At 56.4% G+C, this 20,430-nt stretch carries 12 protein-coding genes; 5 read left to right on the top strand and 7 right to left on the bottom strand.

All coding sequences use genetic code 11. The annotated features are described in order from the left end of the window. Positions 1-32 precede the first annotated feature (32 nt). From ACR0J0_RS20605 to ACR0J0_RS20575, 7 genes are all read right to left on the bottom strand, one after another. Positions 33-1,088, bottom strand: a complete 1,056-nt coding sequence (locus ACR0J0_RS20605; protein WP_480665868.1) for an ABC transporter ATP-binding protein — start codon at positions 1,086-1,088, stop codon at positions 33-35. Continuing rightward, the gene (locus ACR0J0_RS20600; protein ID WP_480665867.1) at positions 1,088-2,335 is read right to left on the bottom strand and encodes an MGH1-like glycoside hydrolase domain-containing protein; all 1,248 of its coding nucleotides are present in this window, start codon (positions 2,333-2,335) and stop codon (positions 1,088-1,090) included. The genes ACR0J0_RS20605 and ACR0J0_RS20600 overlap by 1 nt, the downstream gene beginning before the upstream one ends. 5 nt (positions 2,336-2,340) lie before the next feature. Continuing rightward, positions 2,341-3,549, bottom strand: coding sequence for a carbohydrate ABC transporter permease (locus ACR0J0_RS20595; RefSeq protein ID WP_480665866.1), 1,209 nt, complete (start codon positions 3,547-3,549; stop codon positions 2,341-2,343). Then, positions 3,549-4,781, bottom strand: a complete 1,233-nt coding sequence (locus ACR0J0_RS20590; protein ID WP_480665865.1) for a carbohydrate ABC transporter permease — start codon at positions 4,779-4,781, stop codon at positions 3,549-3,551. The genes ACR0J0_RS20595 and ACR0J0_RS20590 overlap by 1 nt, the downstream gene beginning before the upstream one ends. Positions 4,782-4,846: 65 nt before the next feature. Next, positions 4,847-6,202 carry an ABC transporter substrate-binding protein gene (locus ACR0J0_RS20585; RefSeq protein ID WP_480665864.1) on the bottom strand — a complete coding sequence of 452 codons (1,356 nt, stop codon included), beginning with the start codon at positions 6,200-6,202 and terminating at the stop codon, positions 4,847-4,849. After that, positions 6,199-7,359 carry a LacI family DNA-binding transcriptional regulator gene (locus ACR0J0_RS20580; RefSeq protein ID WP_480665863.1) on the bottom strand — a complete coding sequence of 387 codons (1,161 nt, stop codon included), beginning with the start codon at positions 7,357-7,359 and terminating at the stop codon, positions 6,199-6,201. Before ACR0J0_RS20580 ends, ACR0J0_RS20585 begins: the two co-directional genes overlap by 4 nt. Before the next feature lie 350 nt (positions 7,360-7,709). After that, complete coding sequence (locus tag ACR0J0_RS20575) at positions 7,710-8,588, bottom strand: LysR family transcriptional regulator (protein WP_480665862.1); 879 nt, start codon at positions 8,586-8,588, stop codon at positions 7,710-7,712. A gap of 76 nt (positions 8,589-8,664) precedes the next feature. On the opposite strand from ACR0J0_RS20575, the gene ACR0J0_RS20570 reads away from it, so the two are divergent. The 5 genes from ACR0J0_RS20570 (at position 8,665) to ACR0J0_RS20550 (ending at position 20,430) form a co-directional block, all read left to right on the top strand. Continuing rightward, the gene (locus ACR0J0_RS20570) at positions 8,665-9,582 is read left to right on the top strand and encodes a DMT family transporter (RefSeq protein ID WP_480665861.1); all 918 of its coding nucleotides are present in this window, start codon (positions 8,665-8,667) and stop codon (positions 9,580-9,582) included. A gap of 319 nt (positions 9,583-9,901) precedes the next feature. Further along, positions 9,902-10,714: a tetratricopeptide repeat protein gene (locus ACR0J0_RS20565; RefSeq protein ID WP_480665860.1), complete on the top strand. Its 813-nt coding sequence runs from the start codon at positions 9,902-9,904 to the stop codon at positions 10,712-10,714. A 447-nt stretch (positions 10,715-11,161) separates the two neighbouring features. Next, on the top strand, positions 11,162-11,647 hold the full coding sequence (locus tag ACR0J0_RS20560) for an invasion associated locus B family protein (protein ID WP_480665859.1): 486 nt from the start codon (positions 11,162-11,164) through the stop codon (positions 11,645-11,647). Further along, positions 11,647-13,371 (top strand): ShlB/FhaC/HecB family hemolysin secretion/activation protein, encoded by a 1,725-nt coding sequence (locus ACR0J0_RS20555; RefSeq protein WP_480665858.1) that lies wholly within the window; start codon positions 11,647-11,649, stop codon positions 13,369-13,371. The genes ACR0J0_RS20560 and ACR0J0_RS20555 overlap by 1 nt, the downstream gene beginning before the upstream one ends. A 42-nt stretch (positions 13,372-13,413) precedes the next feature. Further along, positions 13,414-20,430 (top strand): two-partner secretion domain-containing protein, encoded by a 7,017-nt coding sequence (locus tag ACR0J0_RS20550; protein WP_480665857.1) that lies wholly within the window; start codon positions 13,414-13,416, stop codon positions 20,428-20,430.

The raw sequence follows: 20,430 nt of genomic DNA, 5'->3' as shown, positions 1-20,430 counted from the left end.
GTTCGATATGGCTGGACAGAATTGTTAGTGTCTTAGTTCAACCCCAGGGCCTGCCCGTTGCCGTCAAAGAAGTGCAGTTTGTCCGCTGGAAAGTGCAGGCCGATCTGTTCCTCTGGCTTCAGATCCGTATCTCCATTCAATCGAACCGTTACTTTTTCTTCGCCACCACAATCAACGATCAGGAAAGTGTCTGCGCCCAGATACTCGATTACCTCAATGATGCCATCACATTGGCCGTCACCAGCCGCGACCACCTCGATGTGTTCTGGCCGCACGCCAAGTTTGGTGGCGTTGCCGGACCGGTCGAAATTGCCGCTGCGACCGTGTTCCAATGTGTAACTGCCGCCTTCGGTAGAACAGGGCAGGATGTTCATTTTCGGACTGCCGATGAATTGCGCGACAAACAGATTGGCAGGGCGTTCATACAATTCGCGCGGCGTGCCCACCTGCGCGATCTTCCCGTATTCCAGAACGACAATCCGGTCGGCGAGTGTCATCGCCTCGACCTGATCGTGGGTCACGTAGATCATCGTGCGCTTCAGGCTTTGGTGCAGCTTGGCGATCTCATAACGCATCTCGACCCGAAGCGCCGCATCGAGGTTGGACAGCGGCTCATCGAACAGGAACGCCGTGGGGTCGCGGACGATGGACCGGCCAATGGCCACCCGCTGCCGCTGACCGCCGGACAGGTCTTTTGGCCTGCGTTCCAGAAACGATCCCAGTTTGAGAACCTCGGCGGCCCGGTTGACCTGTTTAGCTATCTCAGCCTTGGGAACCCCGGCGACTTTCAGTGAGAACCCCATGTTTTCAGCAACAGTCAGGTGCGGGTACAGCGCATAGGATTGGAACACCATCGTCAGTCCGCGTTTAGAGGGCGGATGGTCCGTGACATCGCCGTCATTGATCAACAGCGACCCGCGCGAAATGTCCTCGAGCCCGCCAATCATGCGCAACAGGGTGGACTTTCCGCAACCGGACGGTCCGACGAAGACGATGAACTCACCTTCCTCAATTTTAAGGTCAACGCCCTTGATGACCTGCGCCGAGCCGAACCACTTTTCGACGGACTTTAGTTCGATGCTACCCATCAGGCCCTCCCTGCCCAGTGAAGCCAGACAGCGGCTGTCCAGGTGAATGCCTGGCCGCCCGCTGGGCTGCCAGTTTTGGGGTCGAAGTATTCTGCGAACCCAAACCCTGAGATCAGTTCGGCGGTTTTCTGGCGTAATGCTTCTGCCTGTTGCGTATGTCCCATATCCGCCAGTCCGAAACCGATCATCATGTTCATAAAAGCCCAGGTCGGGCCGCGCCAATATCGGCGCGCGTCGAATTTCGGCATATCCGGATCGTAGCTTGGAACGGGGTAGGGCACGGTATCAAGTGCGGACTTCAGCCGTTCAAGCATTTGGTCAGACTCGATACTGGCGTACCAGCACAGGTAGGACGCGTTCGAAACACTGTTGGCCATCTCTTTGGTATGTGCGTCACGCGAGTCGAAACTTCCCAAGTCTTCGTTCCATAGCGAACGCGCTCCGGTTTCCAGCAGTTCGATGTCCGCACTCAGGCCTTCGACCACCAGTCCAAGCTTGTCGCTGATTACCAGCAAGTCCCGTGCGGCGCGCAGAGTTGTAAACGTCATCGTCGGGTCCGCAACGCGGAACGGGTTTAAGGACAATAACTCTTGCTGGTCCCAGCCCGCATCTCGGCCGATCTGCACCAATTTGATATATCGGTCATAATCGAACTTTGTGGGCCGGTCGTCGCTGTTTACATGGCTGGTGTCGCGGCGCTGGTATTCCCCCACATCCGACGCATCCATGCGCGCCATAGAATTGTCCCAATCCGGGGCGTTGTCGCGGCCAGCCTCCCACGGATGGGTGGTGCAAACTGCACCGAAATCATCAAGGCGCCATTTTATGATCCAGCGATGCCAAGCCAGAAGTTTGGGGAACAACGCCTTCATGCGAGTATCCCCGAATGCGGTATCCTGTTCCCAGATTTTGCGGGCCATCGTCGCGGCGATCGGGGGCTGTATGATACCCGAAGACGGAATTGGACCATTGCACCCCCAAACGTCGGGGCCGGGGAAATACCCGTCATCCTGCTGGTGGAACAGGATATGCGGGACCATGCCGTCTTCCCATTGTCCGGTGAACAGCGTCTCGATCTCAGTCCAGGCGCGGTCGAGGTCGAATTGGGCAAAACCAAGCGCGGCAATCGCGCTGTCCCAGTTCCACTGGTATGGGTACAGCCCCTCGGTCGGGATGGTGTAGCCTCCGCGATCATTGGCAATCAGGATATTGCGCGCTTCGCGGTCGGGGTTTGTATGTTGGTTCATCTGTGTCATCCTTTGACAGACCCCGCTGTGAGGCCTTTGGTCATGAAACGTTCAAGCCCCAGGAACAGCGCCATGATCGGAACGGTGGCGATCACCGCACCGGCCATCAGGTGCTGACGGGGAATTTCTGAGGAGTTCAGCATCGTGACCCCTCGGGTCAGGGTGAATTTCGACGGGTCGTCCAGCAGCATGAAAGCCAGCAGGAATTCATTCCAGGCGATCATGAAAACGTAAAGCGAGACCGACGCCAGCGCCGGCAGGCTGAGGGGCAGGGTGATCTTCCAGATCACCGCCAGACGCGACAGGCCATCCATCAGCCCGGCCTCTTCCACCTCGGTCGGCAGACCCCGGAAATAGCCTTGCAGCATGTACAGCGCGACCGGGATCGTGGTGACCGGATAGATCATGACGATGCCGAGGATCGAGTTGCGCAAGCCGGTCAGTGAGAAAGCGATATAGATCGGCAGCGCCAGAACGATCATCGGCACCATGTAGATCAACAAGATCGAACGCGAGAACGCCTTTTGACCCTGAAACCGGAACCGCGCCACCGCATAAGCGCCGGGGACGCTGAACAGCAGCGTGATAAACACGGTCAGGACCGAGACGTAAAGCGAGGTCCATAGGTATGTACCGAAGTTGAAGTCCCGGAACAGTTCGGTGTAGCTGCGGAACAGTTCGGTGCCCTGAGACAGGTCGACCGAGAAGTCCAGCGGGTTCTGCAATAGCGCCTGCTGGGATTTCAGGCTGGTCATCACCATCACGTAGAAGGGGATCACGACGATTGCCGTGAAAAAGATATAGCCGAACCCTGTGCAGAAGCGGATCACCGCCTCTTCGTATTCATGGCGCGTGAGCTCCCCGAATGGTGTTTCTTTCAGGATCGCCCCCAAGGAAAGGTGCATGACGACGGCCATGGCGATAACCGTGACCACAACAGCCTGCAGAGATGTGTCTGAGCCGATCAGAACCGGACCAAATCCGGTCAACCCGGACAGCCCCAGCAACGCCGATATCCCCAGACGGGCCGGAGCACGCTGCGCGGGAAAGCGGACATAGACTAAACCGGCGACTGAACCCCAGATCAGACTGAGCAGAACTTGCGGGCGAAAAGCGGCCCCGGTTGAGAACGACATGGTGATGGCAACGGTGGTGGCAACCACGACAAGCCACAGAGCGCCCAGAACCGGGGCAGTAAGATACCCTTTGCGCATCACAGGCCCTCCTCTCGGCTGATGAAACGGAAGAAGACAAAGCTGAAGGCGATCAGGCACACCAGGATCACGACGGCCACCGCCGCACCGGCACCAATATTCGAGATCGCAAAGGCCTGCTCATAGACGTTCACGGTCAACGTGCGGGTGCCCGCATTGCCGCCGGTCAGCAGGAAAATGTCGTCGAACTTGTTGAACGTCCAAATGAAGCGCAGCAGGAACAAGACCGACAGGATGCCCAACAGTTGCGGGATGCTCAGCAGCCAGAACTTCTGGAACGGAGAGGCCCCGTCCATATCCGCCGCCTCGTACATGCTGGAGTCTATGGACTGCATTCGCGCCAGGATGAACAGGAACGACAGCGGGAAATAGCGCCAGATCTCAAACACGGTGACCATGATCAGCGCTAGCGGGCGTTCACCGAAGAAATTGATCGGCTCGCCGCTCAGCCCCATCTGCACCAGCAAAGCGTTAGCGGAACCCGAGAAGGGGTCAAACAGCGTCACCCATGTGAAAGCGACGGCGATGACGGGGGCGACATAAGGGAACAGGTAAAGGCCGCGGATGAAGCCTTGTCCCCTGAAGCTCTTGTTCAACAGCAAAGCTGCGAACAAGCCCATGACCAAAGCGCCAATCGTGCCGAAGACTGTATAGAACAGCGTGACCCAGAGGACGCCCCAGAACTCTGACCCATCAAAGACACGAGCAAAGTTCTCGAGGCTGAATTCAAAGTTGGTCAGAACGTTTGGCCCACTGCCCGTGAGGCGAGGTTCGGAGTCTTCGACGATTTCCTCGAATGCGTCGGGATCGCTGTTGATCGTGACCGGGATGCGGACACGCTCACGCTGGCCGCCGTTTAAAGTGCCGAAATCGCAAAACAATTCCTGCCCGTCTAAAACGCACGGCGCGGCAATTTCTCCGACGGCAACACCGTCGGGTAGCACATCAGTCAGGGTTACGCCGTCGATGGCGATTTCCTGACTGGAATTGCGCAGCCGGTATTCAATCCGCAGATCGTCACCAGAGCCGCGCAGGCTTTCGCGAACGACCGGAGCAGGCGGGCGGAGGTCGGACAGGGTAAACGGTTTGAAGCTGATCCAGATGATCGCCAGCAAGGGCAAAATCACCACAAGCGACACGCTGATCACGGTCGGAGCCAGCAGCGCCCAGGCCAGACGCGCCTCGCGTTTGGCAAGAGCCCCGGTTCCGGTCGGTGGGGTGGCCGAAGACATGAGTTACCTCGAAGGTTTGGGTGCAGCGGCACGAACGCCGCTGCAGATGCCAATAATTGGTGGCGTTACTCGACCTTGGCGAGTTCTTCATTCATCGCGGCAACGGCTGCTGCTGCGTCGATTTCGTCATCGATATATTGGCGGACAACGCGGTTGATGGCCTGACTGTTGATCATCTTCGACGCCAGCGCCAACTGACCTTCGGCCACGCCCCAGCGCTGTGCAACGTCCAGGCCGCCTACGATCTCGTCGATCATCGCTTGGTCATAAAGCTCACCCAAAGGTGCTTTGCGGTCAACGCCTACAGGCAGCTCGGCCCATGCTTCGGCAAAGGCCGTCGGATTGTCGGCGTTGCCGCGACGAACCGGGAACTTGCCCTCGGGCGCAATCGCCAGGGTTTGCGTGTATCCATCATCCATCGCGAATTTCACGAACTCCATCGCGGCATCCGTATCCGCATCGTTGGTAATGCCGAAATACCGCACGTCGCCCCACGCTGCGCCATCCGGGTTAGATGGGCCCGCGAAATTGGTCACGATACCGGTTTTGCTCGCCAGTTCGCTTGAGGTCGGATCGTCTGAAATTGTTGGCGGCGCGCTGTCACGCAATCCGGCAAGTTCATCCAGAATGAAGGGCGACCAGATGATCATCGCGGCCTTGCCGTCGAAATAAAGTTCGCGCGACTGCTTCCAGTAAAGCTCACCCGGAGGCGAGGCTTTCGAGATCGCCTTGTAGAAATCCAGAACTTCGGTTGTCTTGGCCTCATCCAGCGGCTGGAAACCATCCGCGCCAACCGGCGAGACGCCGTTGGCAAGGAACACATGCTCCAGCACCTGGCTCATGAAGTTCTCATCGACCTTGGTCGCGGCAACAAAGCCATACATTTCGGGCGGGTTGTGCAGTTTTTCCAGCGCGGCCAATACGTTGTCGAAAGAATTCGGCGCTTCCAATCCCGCCTCGTCAAACAGGTCTTTGCGATAGACAACCATCTGGGTCCAGCCATCAACCGGAACCGAGGCCGTTTCGCCATTGAATGCAGCCATCCCCAGCGCACCGGGGGCGAAAGTGTCGGCACCCAGTTCCTCGATCACTTCGGTTGCAGCTTCGGTGTCAAGGATGCCTGCTTCGGCCCAGGGCAGGGCGTATTGCAGCGGGTGGTAGACCACGTCAGGCAGGTCTCCGGCAGCGAATGCAGCAGTGGCTCGGGTACCGAGATCGGTTTCTGTCACCGGGATCACTTCAACCGTGGTGCCGGTTTCCGCCTTGAACTGGTCCGCCATTTCCTGCTGCTTTGCAAGCCGCTCTGGCTGTTCTTCGGTTGTCCAAAAGCGAATTGTATCTGCCTGTGCGGACATTGCTGCCAAAGCCAGTGCAAGTGATGTTCCCAGCATCAGTCGAGATGCCTTGGGTGTGAGTTTCATGGTCGGTCTCCTCCCCGGTTACCATTTTTGAATTGCGTAATTTTTTGCGCCAGTTCCTCGGGTGTCAGGCGCGGTGGTCCATCAGATTCCCGTTCCAAAAGAACGGCTTCGCCAAGCTCACGCAGGCTTTCAGGCGCTTCACCACGGGTCTGCCGTATGAGCATTTCAGCAAGACGCTCTCCGGCCCGCTGTGAGTCGACGCTGAATGTCGTAAGCCCCGGGCTGACATATTGGCATTCAGGTATGCCATCATAGCCAAGGATCGAAACATCCCGTCCGATCTGCAGGCCAAATTCGGCGCAAACAGAATAAGACCCCAACGCAGCCAGATCTGTCGCAAAGACGATTCCGGTAGGCGGGTTCTCAAGCTCCAACAAGGCCCGCGCTTGGGTTGCCCCTTCATCGCGGGTGCGCGCGCCTTCACGGATCAGATCAGGATCGATAGGCAAACCAGCGGCCTTCAGGCCGTCAAGATACCCATCGCGGCGGAGGTGGCTGTAGTTGAATTTCGGATCGCTACCGACAAAGCCGATGCGACGATGGCCAAACCCGCTCAAACGGCTGACCGCACTGCGGATTGCCGTTTCGCCGGAGATATCAAACCATGACGTATCGCCGTGAAGGTCGCCCTGACCATACCCTGTTCGACCATAGAGAATGAATGGAACCTTCAACGCCCTCAGGTACTCGACACGGGCGTCGTCGACTTCGGTTCTGGGCAGGATAAACCCATCCGCCTTGCGCTCTTCCACAAGCCGTCCCAGAACGTCGAGCATATCTTTTTCGGACTTGGCCGTTGATATGGTCATCGTCCAATCGAATACGCTGGCGGCTTCGCAAGCACCTGCCAGAAAGTCCTGAAGAAACGGATTGTGCCGGTCCGGTTCTCCGCTGTTGATAACCATCGCAATGGCACGCACTTTTCCTGTGCGGATCGCCTGCGCGTGGCTGAGCGGGCGATAGCCCATCTTTCGCGCAGTGGCTTCAACCCTCTTCCTCGTGGACTCAGAGATATCGGAATACCCGTTCAAAGCGCGTGACACTGTGCTCTTTGAAAGACCGAGATGATCAGCCAGTTCGTCCAACTTCACCCGGCCGGACGCCGAGTGGCGCCGGAGCTGAGTTTGAGGCTGTGGTAGACTAGGATTCGGTCTCATCTTGCCAATTGTTCGTTCCGAAACCGGTTTCGGCAACGAGAAATTTGAATGCTCGACATTCCGGTTTCTGCAAAAAGGGTGAACGGAGAGGCTCGGTTTTCAGGAACGTGGCACGAAAACTACAAAGCCCGCTATTTGCAGCATCGCTGCCGCTTGCGTCGATTAACGCCCTTAAACGTGTTGCGGTGCAGTATGCGCGCTATCAGTACGTTAGGCATTATCAGCCCAAAGAAGATACTCGGCCGGGCCACCTAAGGCGGATAGTTGTCATTTGTCGCTTAACACTCTGACGTGCGCATTGAACTCAAACGGTTCAACTCGTGATGGTGGACGTCCTTTTGTGATCCCTGTCAGGCGACGCTTAGGTTCTTCTCTACCATTTCCACAAAGGCAACCGCTGCCGGGGATGGCGTTGCATGGGGATGCATCGCGAGACCGATGGTGCGTGTTCTGACCGGACTCAATGGTTTTCTGATCCAACCTTCCTTTTCGGTCCAGGGTGGCAGAGCCATTTCGGCCACGACCGACACGCCTTGCCCGCGAGCCACCATAGTCAGGGTGCTTAGGACCTGAGAGGTCCGATAACGGACCTTGGGGCTTAGGCGAGATTGGGTGAACAGACGACGGATGATACCGGCGGAACCAGATTCTGGCATTATGAAGGGCGCTTCGCACAATTCGTTCAGCCGGATGGAGGGTTGCCGCGCCAATGGGCTTTCAGCGGCAACCAAGGCGACAAACTGGTCTTTCGCAACGGGCCATGTCCGAAAACGGTCATCAGGCAAAACGACAAAACCAAGGTCGACACGCCTATCTTCGATCCACCGGATGACCTCTTCGTCGGCAGCTTCTTCGACCATCACCTCGATGCCTGGGTGGGCTTTGTGAAATGTTTCGAGAAGGCGCGGCAAGATTTGCAATGAAGATGTCGCGCCGAAGGACCCGATGCGCAAACTGCCGGTCTGAACACCGCGATATTCGGACGCCTCTTGCAGCATGGCATCCGACAGCCCGAGAATCTGGCGGGCGCGGGCCAAAAGGCTCTTGCCCAGTGGTGTCAGTGCGATCGGCGAGGAACTGCGATCGAACAGAATGACGCCAAGCTCTTCTTCGAGATTTTTGAGCGCAAGCGACACTGCTGGCTGACTGACGCCCAGTCTGAGGGCCGCCGCGGTGAAACCGCGTGTCTCAGCCAATGTGGCGAAGATTTTAAGCTGCCCGAAAGTCATAAGTAAATCCTTATTTGACTATACTACTGTATAACTGAAATCAGGTGCAGGCAATTGGATCTATCAGGTGGCCCGTATGTCCCAAACCCTGTCACACTCAATCAGCCCGCTGAACTTCCTGCTCTATCTCCGGCTCACCATGATGGCTTTCCTCTGGGGCGGCACCTTTGTCGCCGGACGCATAGTTGCAAACGAACTATCCCCTCTGGTGGCTGCAACGGCTCGGTTTGGCTTGGCCGCAATGGTGTTGTTGTCGATCTTGTGGAGGATCGAAGGCCGTTTGCCGCGGCTCACCTGGCGGCAGGCCGTATTGATAGGGCTGCTTGGGCTGACCGGTGTTTGCCTTTACAACCTGTTCTTCTTTGCCGCTTTGTCAGAGATGCCCGCCTCCAGAACGGCTCTGTTCGTGGCTTTCAATCCTATCGCTGTGGCTTTGACTGGCGGTGTAATCGCACGTCGGCTCTTACCGTTTGGGCAGGTTGCCGGGATTTCAGTGGCTTTTGTCGGGGCGCTCATAGTCCTCACCCAGGGAAATGTTGTCGGAGTGCTAGCTGGCGTTCGGCAAAGTTTTGGGCAAGGAGAGATGTTTATGCTGGCCGCAGTGGGCAGCTGGGTAGCCTTTACCCTTCTGGGACGAAGGGTACTTGGGGATATCTCACCTCTGGCGGCTACCACCTGGGCGGCGCTGATCGGTTTTCTGTTGCTGATGTTGGGGCTGTTGTTCACCGGTCCGGCTCAGGTGCCGCAGCTTCCGACGCCAACTTGCGCCTTAGCCATCGTCTATCTGGCTATCGGCGGTACTGTGGTGCCTTTTGTTTGGTTTTGCCACGGGGTGAGCGCGCTTGGACCTGAACGTACTGCGGTCTTTACCAATCTCGTCCCTGTATTTGGGGTGTTGCTCGGCGCCACACTTTTGCAAGAGCCGTTGAGCCTTGCCATGCTGGTCGGCGGCGCAATGGTGCTTGTCGGGGTGTCCCTCACCAACCGTGGCTAGTGCCTTGGATCACAAAGCGTTGTGGCTGATTTGGGTGTCGGGGCAAGTAAACCGATTCGTCGTTTAGAAGCTCTGAAGCTGGATCACCTGTCTCCCGGGTCAGTTCGGAAACGTTAAAAAGCTCAGACATTTTGTTTTCATGGATACAAATGTGGCGTCAAACAGGCCGGGCACCTCTCCAATCGACGCGAGTTGCCACATTGCGGCCACAGACCAAAGGTGCATAACTTATTAGTGAAGTTTGATCTGATTTTCCCCCTTAACGTGTGCTGTGACCTTTGTTAGCGAGAAGCTAATAAAATAAACAAAAGGTTACGGAATGCGTATTTTGAAGACCGCTTTTGGCGGAGCTGCTTCCGCATCTATTGCGTGTGCTGCATTTGCTGACGTTCCCGCGGGCATAGCCGCCCTTGAAGCTGGTAATGTTTCGGGCGCAGTCGAGGAGTTCCAGGCTGGTTTTGATGACGGTGACGCGGATGGTGCGTTTTTCATCGGGCGCCTGTTTGAGATGGGTCTGGGAACTGAGCGCGACATGCGCCGTGCTGTCGAGCTCTATAGCGCGGCCGCTGATCAGGGGAGCGCGCTGGCGCAGAACCGGCTCGGTTTAATGTACCTGAACGGTGAACTTGTCTTGCAGGACTACAAGCGCGCTGCAGAGTTAATTTGTGCGGCGGCTGAGTCTGGAGATGCCAACAGCGCATTCAACTGCGGGTTGCTATTCACAGGTGGACAAGGCGTGGAGCAGGATGCGGTCAAAGCCGTGACCTATTGGCAGCAAGCCGCAGAGCAGAACCACGTGGCGGCAATCAACTACCTCGGTCAAGCCTATTACGATGGTGACGGCGTTGCGCAGAGCTATGAAACCGCCTTCAAGAACTTCTCGCGCACCGGAGGGGCTGGCAATCCTCTGGGTCTCTTCGAGCTGGCCAAAGCCTATCAGTCAGGCAACGGCGTGGAGAGGGATCTGATTAAAGCGCATGGCTATGCCAATCTGGCGTCTGCGCGGGGCATGGAAGAGGCCCGTGTGCTGCGAGATACGCTGAGTGCACAGCTGGATCGTGATGATCTGGAGGCAGCACAGAGTTTTGCCCGCGAATGGGAAGCAATGCCGCTGGATCAGGCTGCGCAGTAGCGCGCTTTCAGGCTTTGAGTTCTCGTCGGTTCAGATTGGTTCATCTGTTATGAAAACCCCACTTCTATTCTCCGTGGCTGTTGTGTGCCTCCTGAGCGGTTGTTCAGAAACTTCACCAGAACGGCTGAAGGAGATTTATAGCGTTTCTCCGTCAAGCGACGGCGACTATGCGGCATCCATAGAAGTGCGCGCAAACCATGCCGATCAGCAGGGTACGTTCAGCCAGAACGCATTCAACGAGATTTGTGCGGGACCCGCGACCATCACGTCCCGAAGCGTTTCGGCGCCATTCGACAAACAAACCACATACACACAAAAGACATGGAATGCAGCTGCCGGGCAATTGGTCCAGACGGCGAGCTTTCCCGTAAACACGCCGCATGTTCGCATAACCTACAGGTTTGAATGCGCATGAGGAGCGGATCTCTATACCGGTTGGCGATGAGTGTGGGTCTCGCCCTCTTCCAGTCGACGGCTTTGGCACAAGTGGCTGAGCCCCAGTCTACGGAAGAGGTGTTTTCGGACTGGCGGGTATTGTGTCAGTCCGTGAAGCAAGGTTCCGCATGCCAGATGCTCCAAAGTGTTGCCGCCGAAGAGAATGGCCCTCCTGTATTCCTGCTGAGTGTTTCTGACGATGAGGACACGGGCCAAAGCTATGCGGTCATAACGGTGCCTGTTGGTGTCTATCTGGCTCCGGGCATCGAGTTGCACGTGGACAAACGCCGTCCCTTCAAGGTTCTGTACGAGGTCTGCGACCAACTTGGTTGTCACGCGGGGTTTCGGATGGACGGCGATGTCCTGGCGGCATTCCGGAAGGGACTGGAAGTCAAAGCCCGAGTTTGGACAGCCCGCGACAAGGCGGTTGATTTCCCGGTTTCTCTGCGCGGGTTCACCGCTGCTTACAATCGGATCAGAACGGCGGGGGACAACTGATGGGTTTGCGATCCCTCTTCCTGACAACAGCACTCGGTCTCAACGCGATCTTGCTGATGGCAGCAGCTGTTTCAGCGCAAGGCGTCGCGCCGGGTGATTTGCAGCGCATCGGCAACGATATTCTTCAACAGCAAACTCAGCAGACGGAAGAACAGGAACGTCGTCGCCGGGAATTCGAAGAACGTGAGGATGTGGTGCAGGATCAAACTGCTGGAGCGGAACTCTATGTCCCTCCTCCGGGCGGGCCGTGCTTTGAGATCCGCAGCATTGACCTCGAGGGTTTTGAAGCGTTCAAACGTAAGCCGGTAGGCTATCGCAATCTGATTGGCACCTGTGCGACAGCGGCCGACATCGCGCAGACATTGAACCTGATCAATACATTCTATCAGGAGCTGGGGTTCATCACGACCCGCGCTTACGTGCCAGAACAGGATATTGCAGACGGGTCTCTTGCGATCACCATCGTGCCGGGCCGCATCGAAGGCTATGTCTACGGAACTGGCAAGCCTGCGGATGTGCGTCTGAATACGGCCTTTCCGACTGCACGCGGAGACCTCTTGAACCTGCGCGATCTGGAACAGGGGTTAGAGAATATTAACGCGCCCCGGTCGGCGAGCGGACAATTCCAGCTAGTGCCCGGAGAGACGCCTGGTGGTTCGTTCATCCAGGTTGACGTGCAGGACCGCCGCCCATGGTACTTGGATTTCCAATTCGACAATTCCGGTTTCGAATCCACCGGCCGGATAAAAGGTACCAGCACCTTTGGTCTCGACAATGCATTGAATCTTAATGACCAGCTGCGGATTGGGATCACCACCACCCCCTTTGAAGAACGCGGTGAGCGTTATTCGGATTCTGTTTCTCTCAACTGGGGTCTGCCGGTGGGCAACTGGTTGTTCAATGCGGATCTTGGAGCCAGTGACTATCGCTTCATCACCCAGGGCATCAATCAATCCTTTGTCACAGAGGGGCGCAGCCAGTACCTGATCCTTCTGACCGAACGGCTATTGATGCGAAACCAGACATCCAAGGTTTATGCCTATGGCGATCTGAAGCTGAACAGAACCAAAACCTCGATCAATGGCATTGAGATCACCAGTCAGCGCCAGCGCCTGACAATCGCCTCGCTGGGCCTGAGAGGTGAACAGACCATCGGACAGGGGCGGCTGTTCTGGAACATAGGCTTAAAGGCCGGACTCGATGCGCTGGGAGCTGACATTCCAGAACGGAGCGTCATTGATCAGGATTTCAGACTGGTAAAACTCCGCGCTGATTTCTCTACTCCGATTGGGGAAAGCGGTTTGACCTATCGGGGTACGCTGGCCGGGCAATATTCGGACGATATCCTGCCGGGGATTGAGCAGTTCGGTATCGGTGGCTGGAGCACGGTTCGCGGCTTTCACGACAATAGCCTCTATGGCGATACCGGTATCTATCTGCGCAACACCGTAGAATGGGGTGCTTACAAGGCACCCAGATTTGAGGTGCGCATGAATGCTGGCCTCGATCTTGGGTATATCAAGCCGTCGGCCTTGCGCCGCTGGTCACAGGATCATCTGGCAGGTGTCAGTCTCGGCGCGGATATTATCATGAACAGTCAGGTCACGTTGCAGATGCAGGTGGCGCACGCGTTAAGCCGACCTGAAGATTCCCCACCCAACAACAATCCAGCCTTCGAGTCCGACAAGACCGTTGGGTATGTCAGTCTGAGGTTGCAATTCTGATGAGATTTCCGGCCGTTCAAAGTAATTTGGGAAGTGTTGTCCATGCGTAGAAGTGTTTTTGAGAAAGTCGTTTCTTCAATTCTGACGCTGGCGCTGACGATACAACCCGCCCTGCTACATGCGCAGAACATCCAACCTGTGAACCCAAATACAGGTCCGCGTCCACATGTCGACCAGTCTCTGAACGGCACCTCCGTAATCAACATCTCGACTCCGAATGGTGCGGGCGTCAGCCACGATGTCTACACCAACTTTCAGGCTAATGACCTTATCCTGAACAACTCGGCCACGATTACCAATACGCAACTGGGCGGCGTGATCGAAGGCAACGGGAATCTGACGCCGGGACAAGAGGCCAATCTGTGGATCGGTGAGGTTGTCGGCGGCAATCAGACCCAGCTGGGCGGCATTCTCGAAGTGGCCGGAAAGCGCATGGATGTGGTGGTCGCCAACGAGTTTGGCATCACCTGCAACGGCTGTGGTTTCATCAACACAGGACGTGCGACCCTGACGACCGGAAAGCCGCATTTCGGCAGCAATGGAGCACTGACTGGGTTCGATGTACGCCGAGGCACGGTTACAATCGGGGCCGGAGGTCTGAACCCGGAAAACCGGATAGGTCTGACCGACACCAGCCGTGTCGATGTGATTGCACGAGCGGCCGCGATTTACGGCAAGATGCGTGCGGATCAGCTCAATGTCGTCGCCGGTGCCAATCAGGTGGACTATAATTGGTCCTACGATCCTGAGACCGGCGCCGTAACAGGGATCACCGAGCAGGCCGGAGAAGGTGCGGCCCCGGTGTTGGCTGTGGATGTCGCCGCTCTTGGTGGCATGTATGCCAATGCGATCCGTTTGATTGCCACCGAGAACGGCGTGGGTGTGCGTCTGAACGGGGACATGGCCTCCTCGACCAATATCGCGCTGCGGGCTGACGGGCAGCTGACGCTGGGTGCTCCTGCTGGTGGTCACACACCGCAAATTCGTGCGGGCGGTCGCATTCAGGTCCGCAACCAGGGACCAATCCTTCTTGAAGGCGCGATCACTTCCGAGAGCGGCGCTCTGATCGACATCAGAACCAGCAACGGAGACCTGACCTTCAACGGTCAGGCAGCGGGCGGTGCAATCCGTCTGGAAAGCGCCGGTATGCTGAACATCTCCGGCGCGATTGTTGCGCGCGAGGCGTTTGAGGCAGCATCAACCGGTGCTTCCGTAGCGCTGAACGGCACGTCGGAAATCTTCGCACAGTCCATTGATGTGAATGCGCTGACACAGCTGACATTCGACGGAAAGGCAGCTGCCCTTGAAACAGCTTCGCTGACGGCCGGAACCGAGCTTAGAACAGGTGCCAGCTCAGAACTGGTCGCGGAATCTGCGGCTCTTACCGGGGGTGACGCTCGGATTGAAGGCCAGGTGCAGGCACTTGAAAACCTGACCATTGAAGCGACAGACGGGAGCGTCGACCACAGGGGCACTTCTCGCGGGCAAGCTGTCACAATAACAGGTGAAGACGTTCAAACGAGCGATGGATCACAGATCGCCGCAGTAGGTGATTTGAGCGTGACCGCTGCAGATCAAGCTAAGATCAGCGGAGAGCTCGTCGCCGGGAAGGGGCTGACGCTCAAATCCACAGCAGCCGGGATAGCCGTTGAAGCAAATGCCGAGATTCTGGGCGAGTCCCTGAATATTGAGGCACAGACTCGTATTGATTTTGATGGCAAGGCCGCCGCTCTTGAGGCAGCTTCTGTGTCGGCGGGAACCGAGCTGGCCACAGGGGCGGATTCAGAGCTGCTGGCCGACAGCGTGGCGCTCACGGGGGAAACTGCGCAGCTATCTGGTGAACTTCGGGCCGTTGATGGGCTGACGATTGAGGCAACGGTTGGCGCGGTTGAGCATAGCGGCGTGTCTCGTGGGCAGAATGTCTCGATAATTGGCGACACTGTTGAGACTGGCGATACATCGCAGATTGCTGCGGTGGATGGCCTCACGGTGACGGCAAGAGATCAGATCCTCCTCGATGGCGAACTCGCATCGGGGGCAGAGCTTGCAATCACATCGACCGGCGCGTCGGTAACCATCGAAGATGGTGCCGAACTGGTGGCGGATTCGCTCGATGTAGACGCTCAGACCCAAGTCGCTCTAAACGGACGTGCTGCGGTTCAGAACCGAGCCGAACTCAAGGCCGGAGCCTCACTCACAACCGGAGACACATCCGAGCTTGTGGCCGGATCCATTACTTTCTCCGGGACCACGGCTCAGATCGGGGGGCAAGCCGAAGCACAGGACAGTGTTTCCATCGAAGCTCGTGATGGCACACTGGAGCACTCGGGCAGATCTCGTGGGCGGTCAGTCACCCTGTCCGGTGATCGTGTGCAAACCGGGGATAGCTCGCAAATTGCAGCCATTGCAGATGTGCAGGTAACAGCAACGGATCGGGCGGTCATTGATGGCACCATGATTGCAGGCCAAAGGGCCAATCTTTCCGTGACAGCTGGAGACCTTGATCTTCAAGGGCAGATAAACGCCCGCAACACCAATATCACAATCTCCGGACAGACCAGCCTTGGTGCGGAGGCGCTGGCGGTGGGGCAGTCGGTACTGGAGCTGCAATCCGGGTCGCTGAATGGAGGTCTGAGAGACTCGCATTTTGATCAGTTGCGCGCGGGCGATGGTCTTGCGGTCACGTTGGAAACCGGTGGGCTTACTGTCGCCGCGTCAGAAAGGGTTGAGTTCGATGGAGACCTTCTGCTCGATCTCGATGGTGACCTGGAGAACCGGGGTACGATCAAAGCGAGCGGTAATCTTCAACTGCGCAGTGGGTCTGATCTGAACAACCGCGGTGGTTTGCTTAAGTCCGGCGAGACAATGCAACTAGTAGCCCGTGATGGAACGGTGCTGAACCAGTCCGGGCGTATTGAAGCAGATGGTGGTCTGGGCATCGAGGCCGAAACCTTCGTCAACCGTTACGATGGATTGCTGATTGAGCCTTCACAGCCCGGTGTTGAAGTTTTCGCAGGCACTCCGGACAACAAGACACTTACCGAAAATCTTTTCATTGATCCGGCTGACCTGAAACTATCCAGCTGTAGTCAAAGCCGCCAGAACAACTCTGGTGCAGTGTTAGGGGGAAGTTGTGCGACGATCTTCGATTTCAACGGAGTCAGATCAAACACCGGCGGCGTGACGTGGAGCTCCGGCAGCACAGTCACAACATCCGGCCCCGAGCCGGAACTCCTTTCTGGTGCTGGTATTGTCATCCAAGCGAACACGGTCATCAACGATGCAGGGCTGATCTCCGCGGAAGCTGGGGTGGAAATTGAAAGTAACCGCTTTGAGAACAGGGCATATGAGGACGACAAGGTTACTCATACAGCCACGTACACACGCCAGGAAACGGTCGAGGAGAACTTAGGCGGAGACAATGGCTGCGGGTGCCTGACACGCAGGACGGAGACTGTTGTTTATTCTCCGGTGGATCGGGCAGAGGCGGATGGCGCAAACGCAGTAACAGGTACGATTCTGGCGGGTGGAGCCGTCAATATCAGCAGCGCGACAGCGGTTGCGAATGGCGATATCCGATCCGGAACCACAAGTGTCATTTCTCCTAGAGAAAACTCCAACGTAAGCAAGGCGCCTCTACCCGATCTGATCGTCCCGGCTTCATCCCTGACACCAGTTCAGCCGGATGTTCTGGACCTGCCGGCGCTGGCACCGGTTCAACCGAATGTGGTGAACTTGCCGTCTCTCGACCCGGTGCAACCTGAGCTTCAGACACTGGCAAATCTGGATGCCTTGATTGGTGAGGGTCGCACCAGTTTTGGAACAACACCGGTTTCCTATGAGGAATTGCTCTCCTCTGACTATTTCCTGGACCGTTTACAGATTCAGAATGAGCTGTTCCAAAACATCAACCGGCCCACCGAATGGAATGGATATCAAAGCGACGGCGTAAGCTTTGACGGTGAAAACGCAGTCCAAACACCTGGCTCAGAGTTTGTCGGGTTCGGCGACCGGTTTGGCTTGTCCGAAAGCGGAGTGTTGGCATCGCTGGATAAAGCCAATGCATCCGAAAGTGGTGATCTGAAGATTACGGCCGGCAGCATCACGGGTTCAGGTGGGTCGCTGATTGCAGAAGGCGGCTCTCTGTCCCTGACGTCGTTCGGCAACATTGATTTTGAAGACACCGAACTTGGTGGAGACCTGATTAATATCCTCACAGGCGGAGATTTCTCCGGCAAAGCGCTGGTGATCAGATCAAGCTCTGACACATCGATATTTGCCGCCGGAAACGTCACCATCGAAGGACTGGCGCAAACAGAAGAATATTACACCAACACAAGCGTCACTAAGATCACCGAGAATCTTGCCTCGCGCTTTGACGTGGGTGGTGACCTGTCGATCATCTCCTCTGCTGACATGACACTGGCCGGTGTTCAGGCCCAGGTCACAGGGGACACGCGGCTGACTGCGGGTGGCAGCCTTTACCTGCTCGCCGAGCAATCCGGCGTGCAATACAGTGAGGGCGATGCGAAGAATGGCACGGATCGCCTGACCCTGACCGCCCAGGTTACACAACTGTCTACAGGTGGGGACTTTAGCGCCAATGCGGGCGGAGACGCAGTACTGGTCGGTACACAGATTGATGCGGGTGGAAAGGCACATCTGGCAGCGGCTGGCGATGTAGTTCTGGCTGCGGCGCAGGACATAGCTAAATCGGAAACCCGCAAAACCAGCAGAGGGTTCCTGTCGAAGAAGAAGGAGACGCGATCTACGCTTGCCGTCACCAACCGCGGAGTCGGGATCACAGCAGGTGGTGACATCGAGGTTATCGCCGAGACAGGTGACCTGACCACTGCAGGGACAGAGTTCGCCAGCGCATCAGGTGATATCAACCTCACTGCGACTGAAGGCAACATCCTTGTCGGAACCTACACCGATGTGTTTGAAGAGACGCATACCAAAGAGAAGAGTTACCTCGGTGGGCTGCTGAGCAAATCCAGCCAGCTGCACACAGTCGATCACATCAACACCGGCACAGATGCGTTGGCAGCGCTCGATCTCAGCATCGTGTCCGGCTCAGACACCACTTTGGTCGGCGCAACGCTTTCAGCTGGTCAGAACCTGAACATCACAACCGGTGGTAATTTCTCGGTTCAGGCCGCCATCGACAGCCACCGTTCCGAGTTCTTCGAGACCGACATGGGTCTGGTCACCATGACCACGATCACCGAGACCATCTTTACGGAAACGGCCGTGTTGACCGAATTGCTTGCCGGGCAAGGGATGAGTTACGACATCGGCGGTGATGCTGAGTTGGTGGTGTATCAAACCGCAGGTGTTGATGCGCCCAACCCGCAGGATCTCTATCCTGAGGAACTTCTAGCCATCGACGGTCTGGAGCTGATCAGCCAGGAACTGGCGGATGAGTATTTCTACGAAGAGAAAACTCAGCTCTCGCCCGCGTTCAAGGCGCTCGTTGCGATAGTTGTAAGTGCCTACGTTCCGGGCCTTGGCACATCCTTGGGTTTCGCAGAGGGGACGTTCGCGGTCGGTTCGTTAAACGCATTTGGGAATTCTGTCCTGCTTGGCTCTGTTGACGGCGTTGTGTCAGGTGAGTTCGATCTCGGAGAAATTCTTGAAACCGCATCAATCCAGGCATTGTCGGCAGGGCTAACAACCGCAATCGATATTAGTGATCTTGGAATAAATCTGGGAGAAGGTGCGAACGGTAGCCTTATTCCAAATTTTGGAAGTGGACAGATATCGGTCGAAGGTTTGCTTGAAACAGGACTGGATGGTGTCATCACGTCCGGGATCAACTCGGCAGCATACGGGACAGACTTTGGCGATGGTGTGCTGAATACTGTTGTTAGCTATGTCGCCAATGGTGTCGCGGGATCTGCAATTGAAGAGGTTTCCACGAAGTACGGTCATGTTGGCTTCTCGGTTGAGAAAACTGTGGCAAAAGCGCTTATCAACTGCGTTGCTGCCGAAGCAAATGGTGCTGACTGCGCATCTGGTGCCGTGGGCACAATTGTAACCGACCTGCTCACTGATGGGCAAAACCCGTTGACGGCAGATGATGACCTAGACAAGCGCATCGAAGTTTCAGCAGCTATTATTGGTGTGCTTTTCTCCGGTGGCGAAGCCGAAAATGTATACGCGACCAGCAATGCAGCCCAACTCGATTTCCAAAACAATTTCGAGGGATGGGGCATGGCTATCGTTGTTCTGAGCGACAAGGCGGAACAGGAATGCCTAGCCGCCGGAGGAGCTTCCGCGGCTTGCGGTGCCCTTGGTGATCAGGTTGCAATGGACCTCATCGAGACAACAGCCGACGTTTCAGCTGAAACAGCCAAAGCACTTGTCGACTTCATTCCTGTTATCGGGGACGTAAAGGGGGCATACGAATGCATCTCGTCCCCTTCTGCATCAACGTGTGGAGGAGCCTTTGTTGGCCTGGTTCCAGGAGTAGGCGACGTAGGCGCGGTTCTGCTAAAAAAGGGTGACGAGGTTATTGCGGTTGTACGCAAGGGAGACGGGAAACTGGAGGTTGCTCCTGCTACACCCGACCAGATATCTTCAGCTACAAATAGAACGATGCCAAGTGGTAGTCCTTATTCTCAAGCGGACTACGACGCTTATGTTCAGCGAAAGTTGGATGCAGGTGAAACCCCACGCTCACCAGAGGATTACGTTCAAAGGCGCCAGCAGTTGGATCAAAATCGTGCAGATGGAACCCGTCGACAAGAGCAGTATCGACAGGAAATGGCCGATATCCATGGTGAAGAAAACGTTTTGACAGAGCGCTTTCTACGCGACGCGAATGGAGATGTTGTACGTGATCCGGTGACAGGTGAAGGGCGGCGCTTGGATTGCGTTGTCGTCAATGGACAGTGTGGATATGCTGCGGAAGTGACTAGTCCGACAGCGGACAAGGGTGCGCAAATTGCCAAAGAGGAAAATATTCGTGATGCGGGCGGCGTATATGTTCAAAACCCAAGAACAGGCGAGTTAGTTGAAGTGGAAAACACTTCAGAAGTAATAAGGTTGGAATAA

It is taken from the genome of Ruegeria sp. BF12, assembly GCF_056538705.1.
Note: the sequence above shows the minus strand (reverse complement) of the source record. Positions and strands in the feature narration are given on the sequence as shown.

What these genes read in the sequence shown, in the direction of transcription:
- ACR0J0_RS20570 (WP_480665861.1), top strand. Translation starts at nt 8,665, where the DNA reads ATGTCCCAAACCCTGTCACACTCAATCAGCCCGCTGAACTTCCTGCTC.
- ACR0J0_RS20605 (WP_480665868.1), bottom strand. Translation starts at nt 1,088, where the DNA reads ATGGGTAGCATCGAACTAAAGTCCGTCGAAAAGTGGTTCGGCTCGGCG.
- ACR0J0_RS20580 (WP_480665863.1), bottom strand. Translation starts at nt 7,359, where the DNA reads ATGAGACCGAATCCTAGTCTACCACAGCCTCAAACTCAGCTCCGGCGC.
- ACR0J0_RS20590 (WP_480665865.1), bottom strand. Translation starts at nt 4,781, where the DNA reads ATGTCTTCGGCCACCCCACCGACCGGAACCGGGGCTCTTGCCAAACGC.
- ACR0J0_RS20550 (WP_480665857.1), top strand. Translation starts at nt 13,414, where the DNA reads ATGCGTAGAAGTGTTTTTGAGAAAGTCGTTTCTTCAATTCTGACGCTG.
- ACR0J0_RS20600 (WP_480665867.1), bottom strand. Translation starts at nt 2,335, where the DNA reads ATGAACCAACATACAAACCCCGACCGCGAAGCGCGCAATATCCTGATT.
- ACR0J0_RS20585 (WP_480665864.1), bottom strand. Translation starts at nt 6,202, where the DNA reads ATGAAACTCACACCCAAGGCATCTCGACTGATGCTGGGAACATCACTT.
- ACR0J0_RS20595 (WP_480665866.1), bottom strand. Translation starts at nt 3,549, where the DNA reads ATGCGCAAAGGGTATCTTACTGCCCCGGTTCTGGGCGCTCTGTGGCTT.
- ACR0J0_RS20565 (WP_480665860.1), top strand. Translation starts at nt 9,902, where the DNA reads ATGCGTATTTTGAAGACCGCTTTTGGCGGAGCTGCTTCCGCATCTATT.
- ACR0J0_RS20555 (WP_480665858.1), top strand. Translation starts at nt 11,647, where the DNA reads ATGGGTTTGCGATCCCTCTTCCTGACAACAGCACTCGGTCTCAACGCG.
- ACR0J0_RS20575 (WP_480665862.1), bottom strand. Translation starts at nt 8,588, where the DNA reads ATGACTTTCGGGCAGCTTAAAATCTTCGCCACATTGGCTGAGACACGC.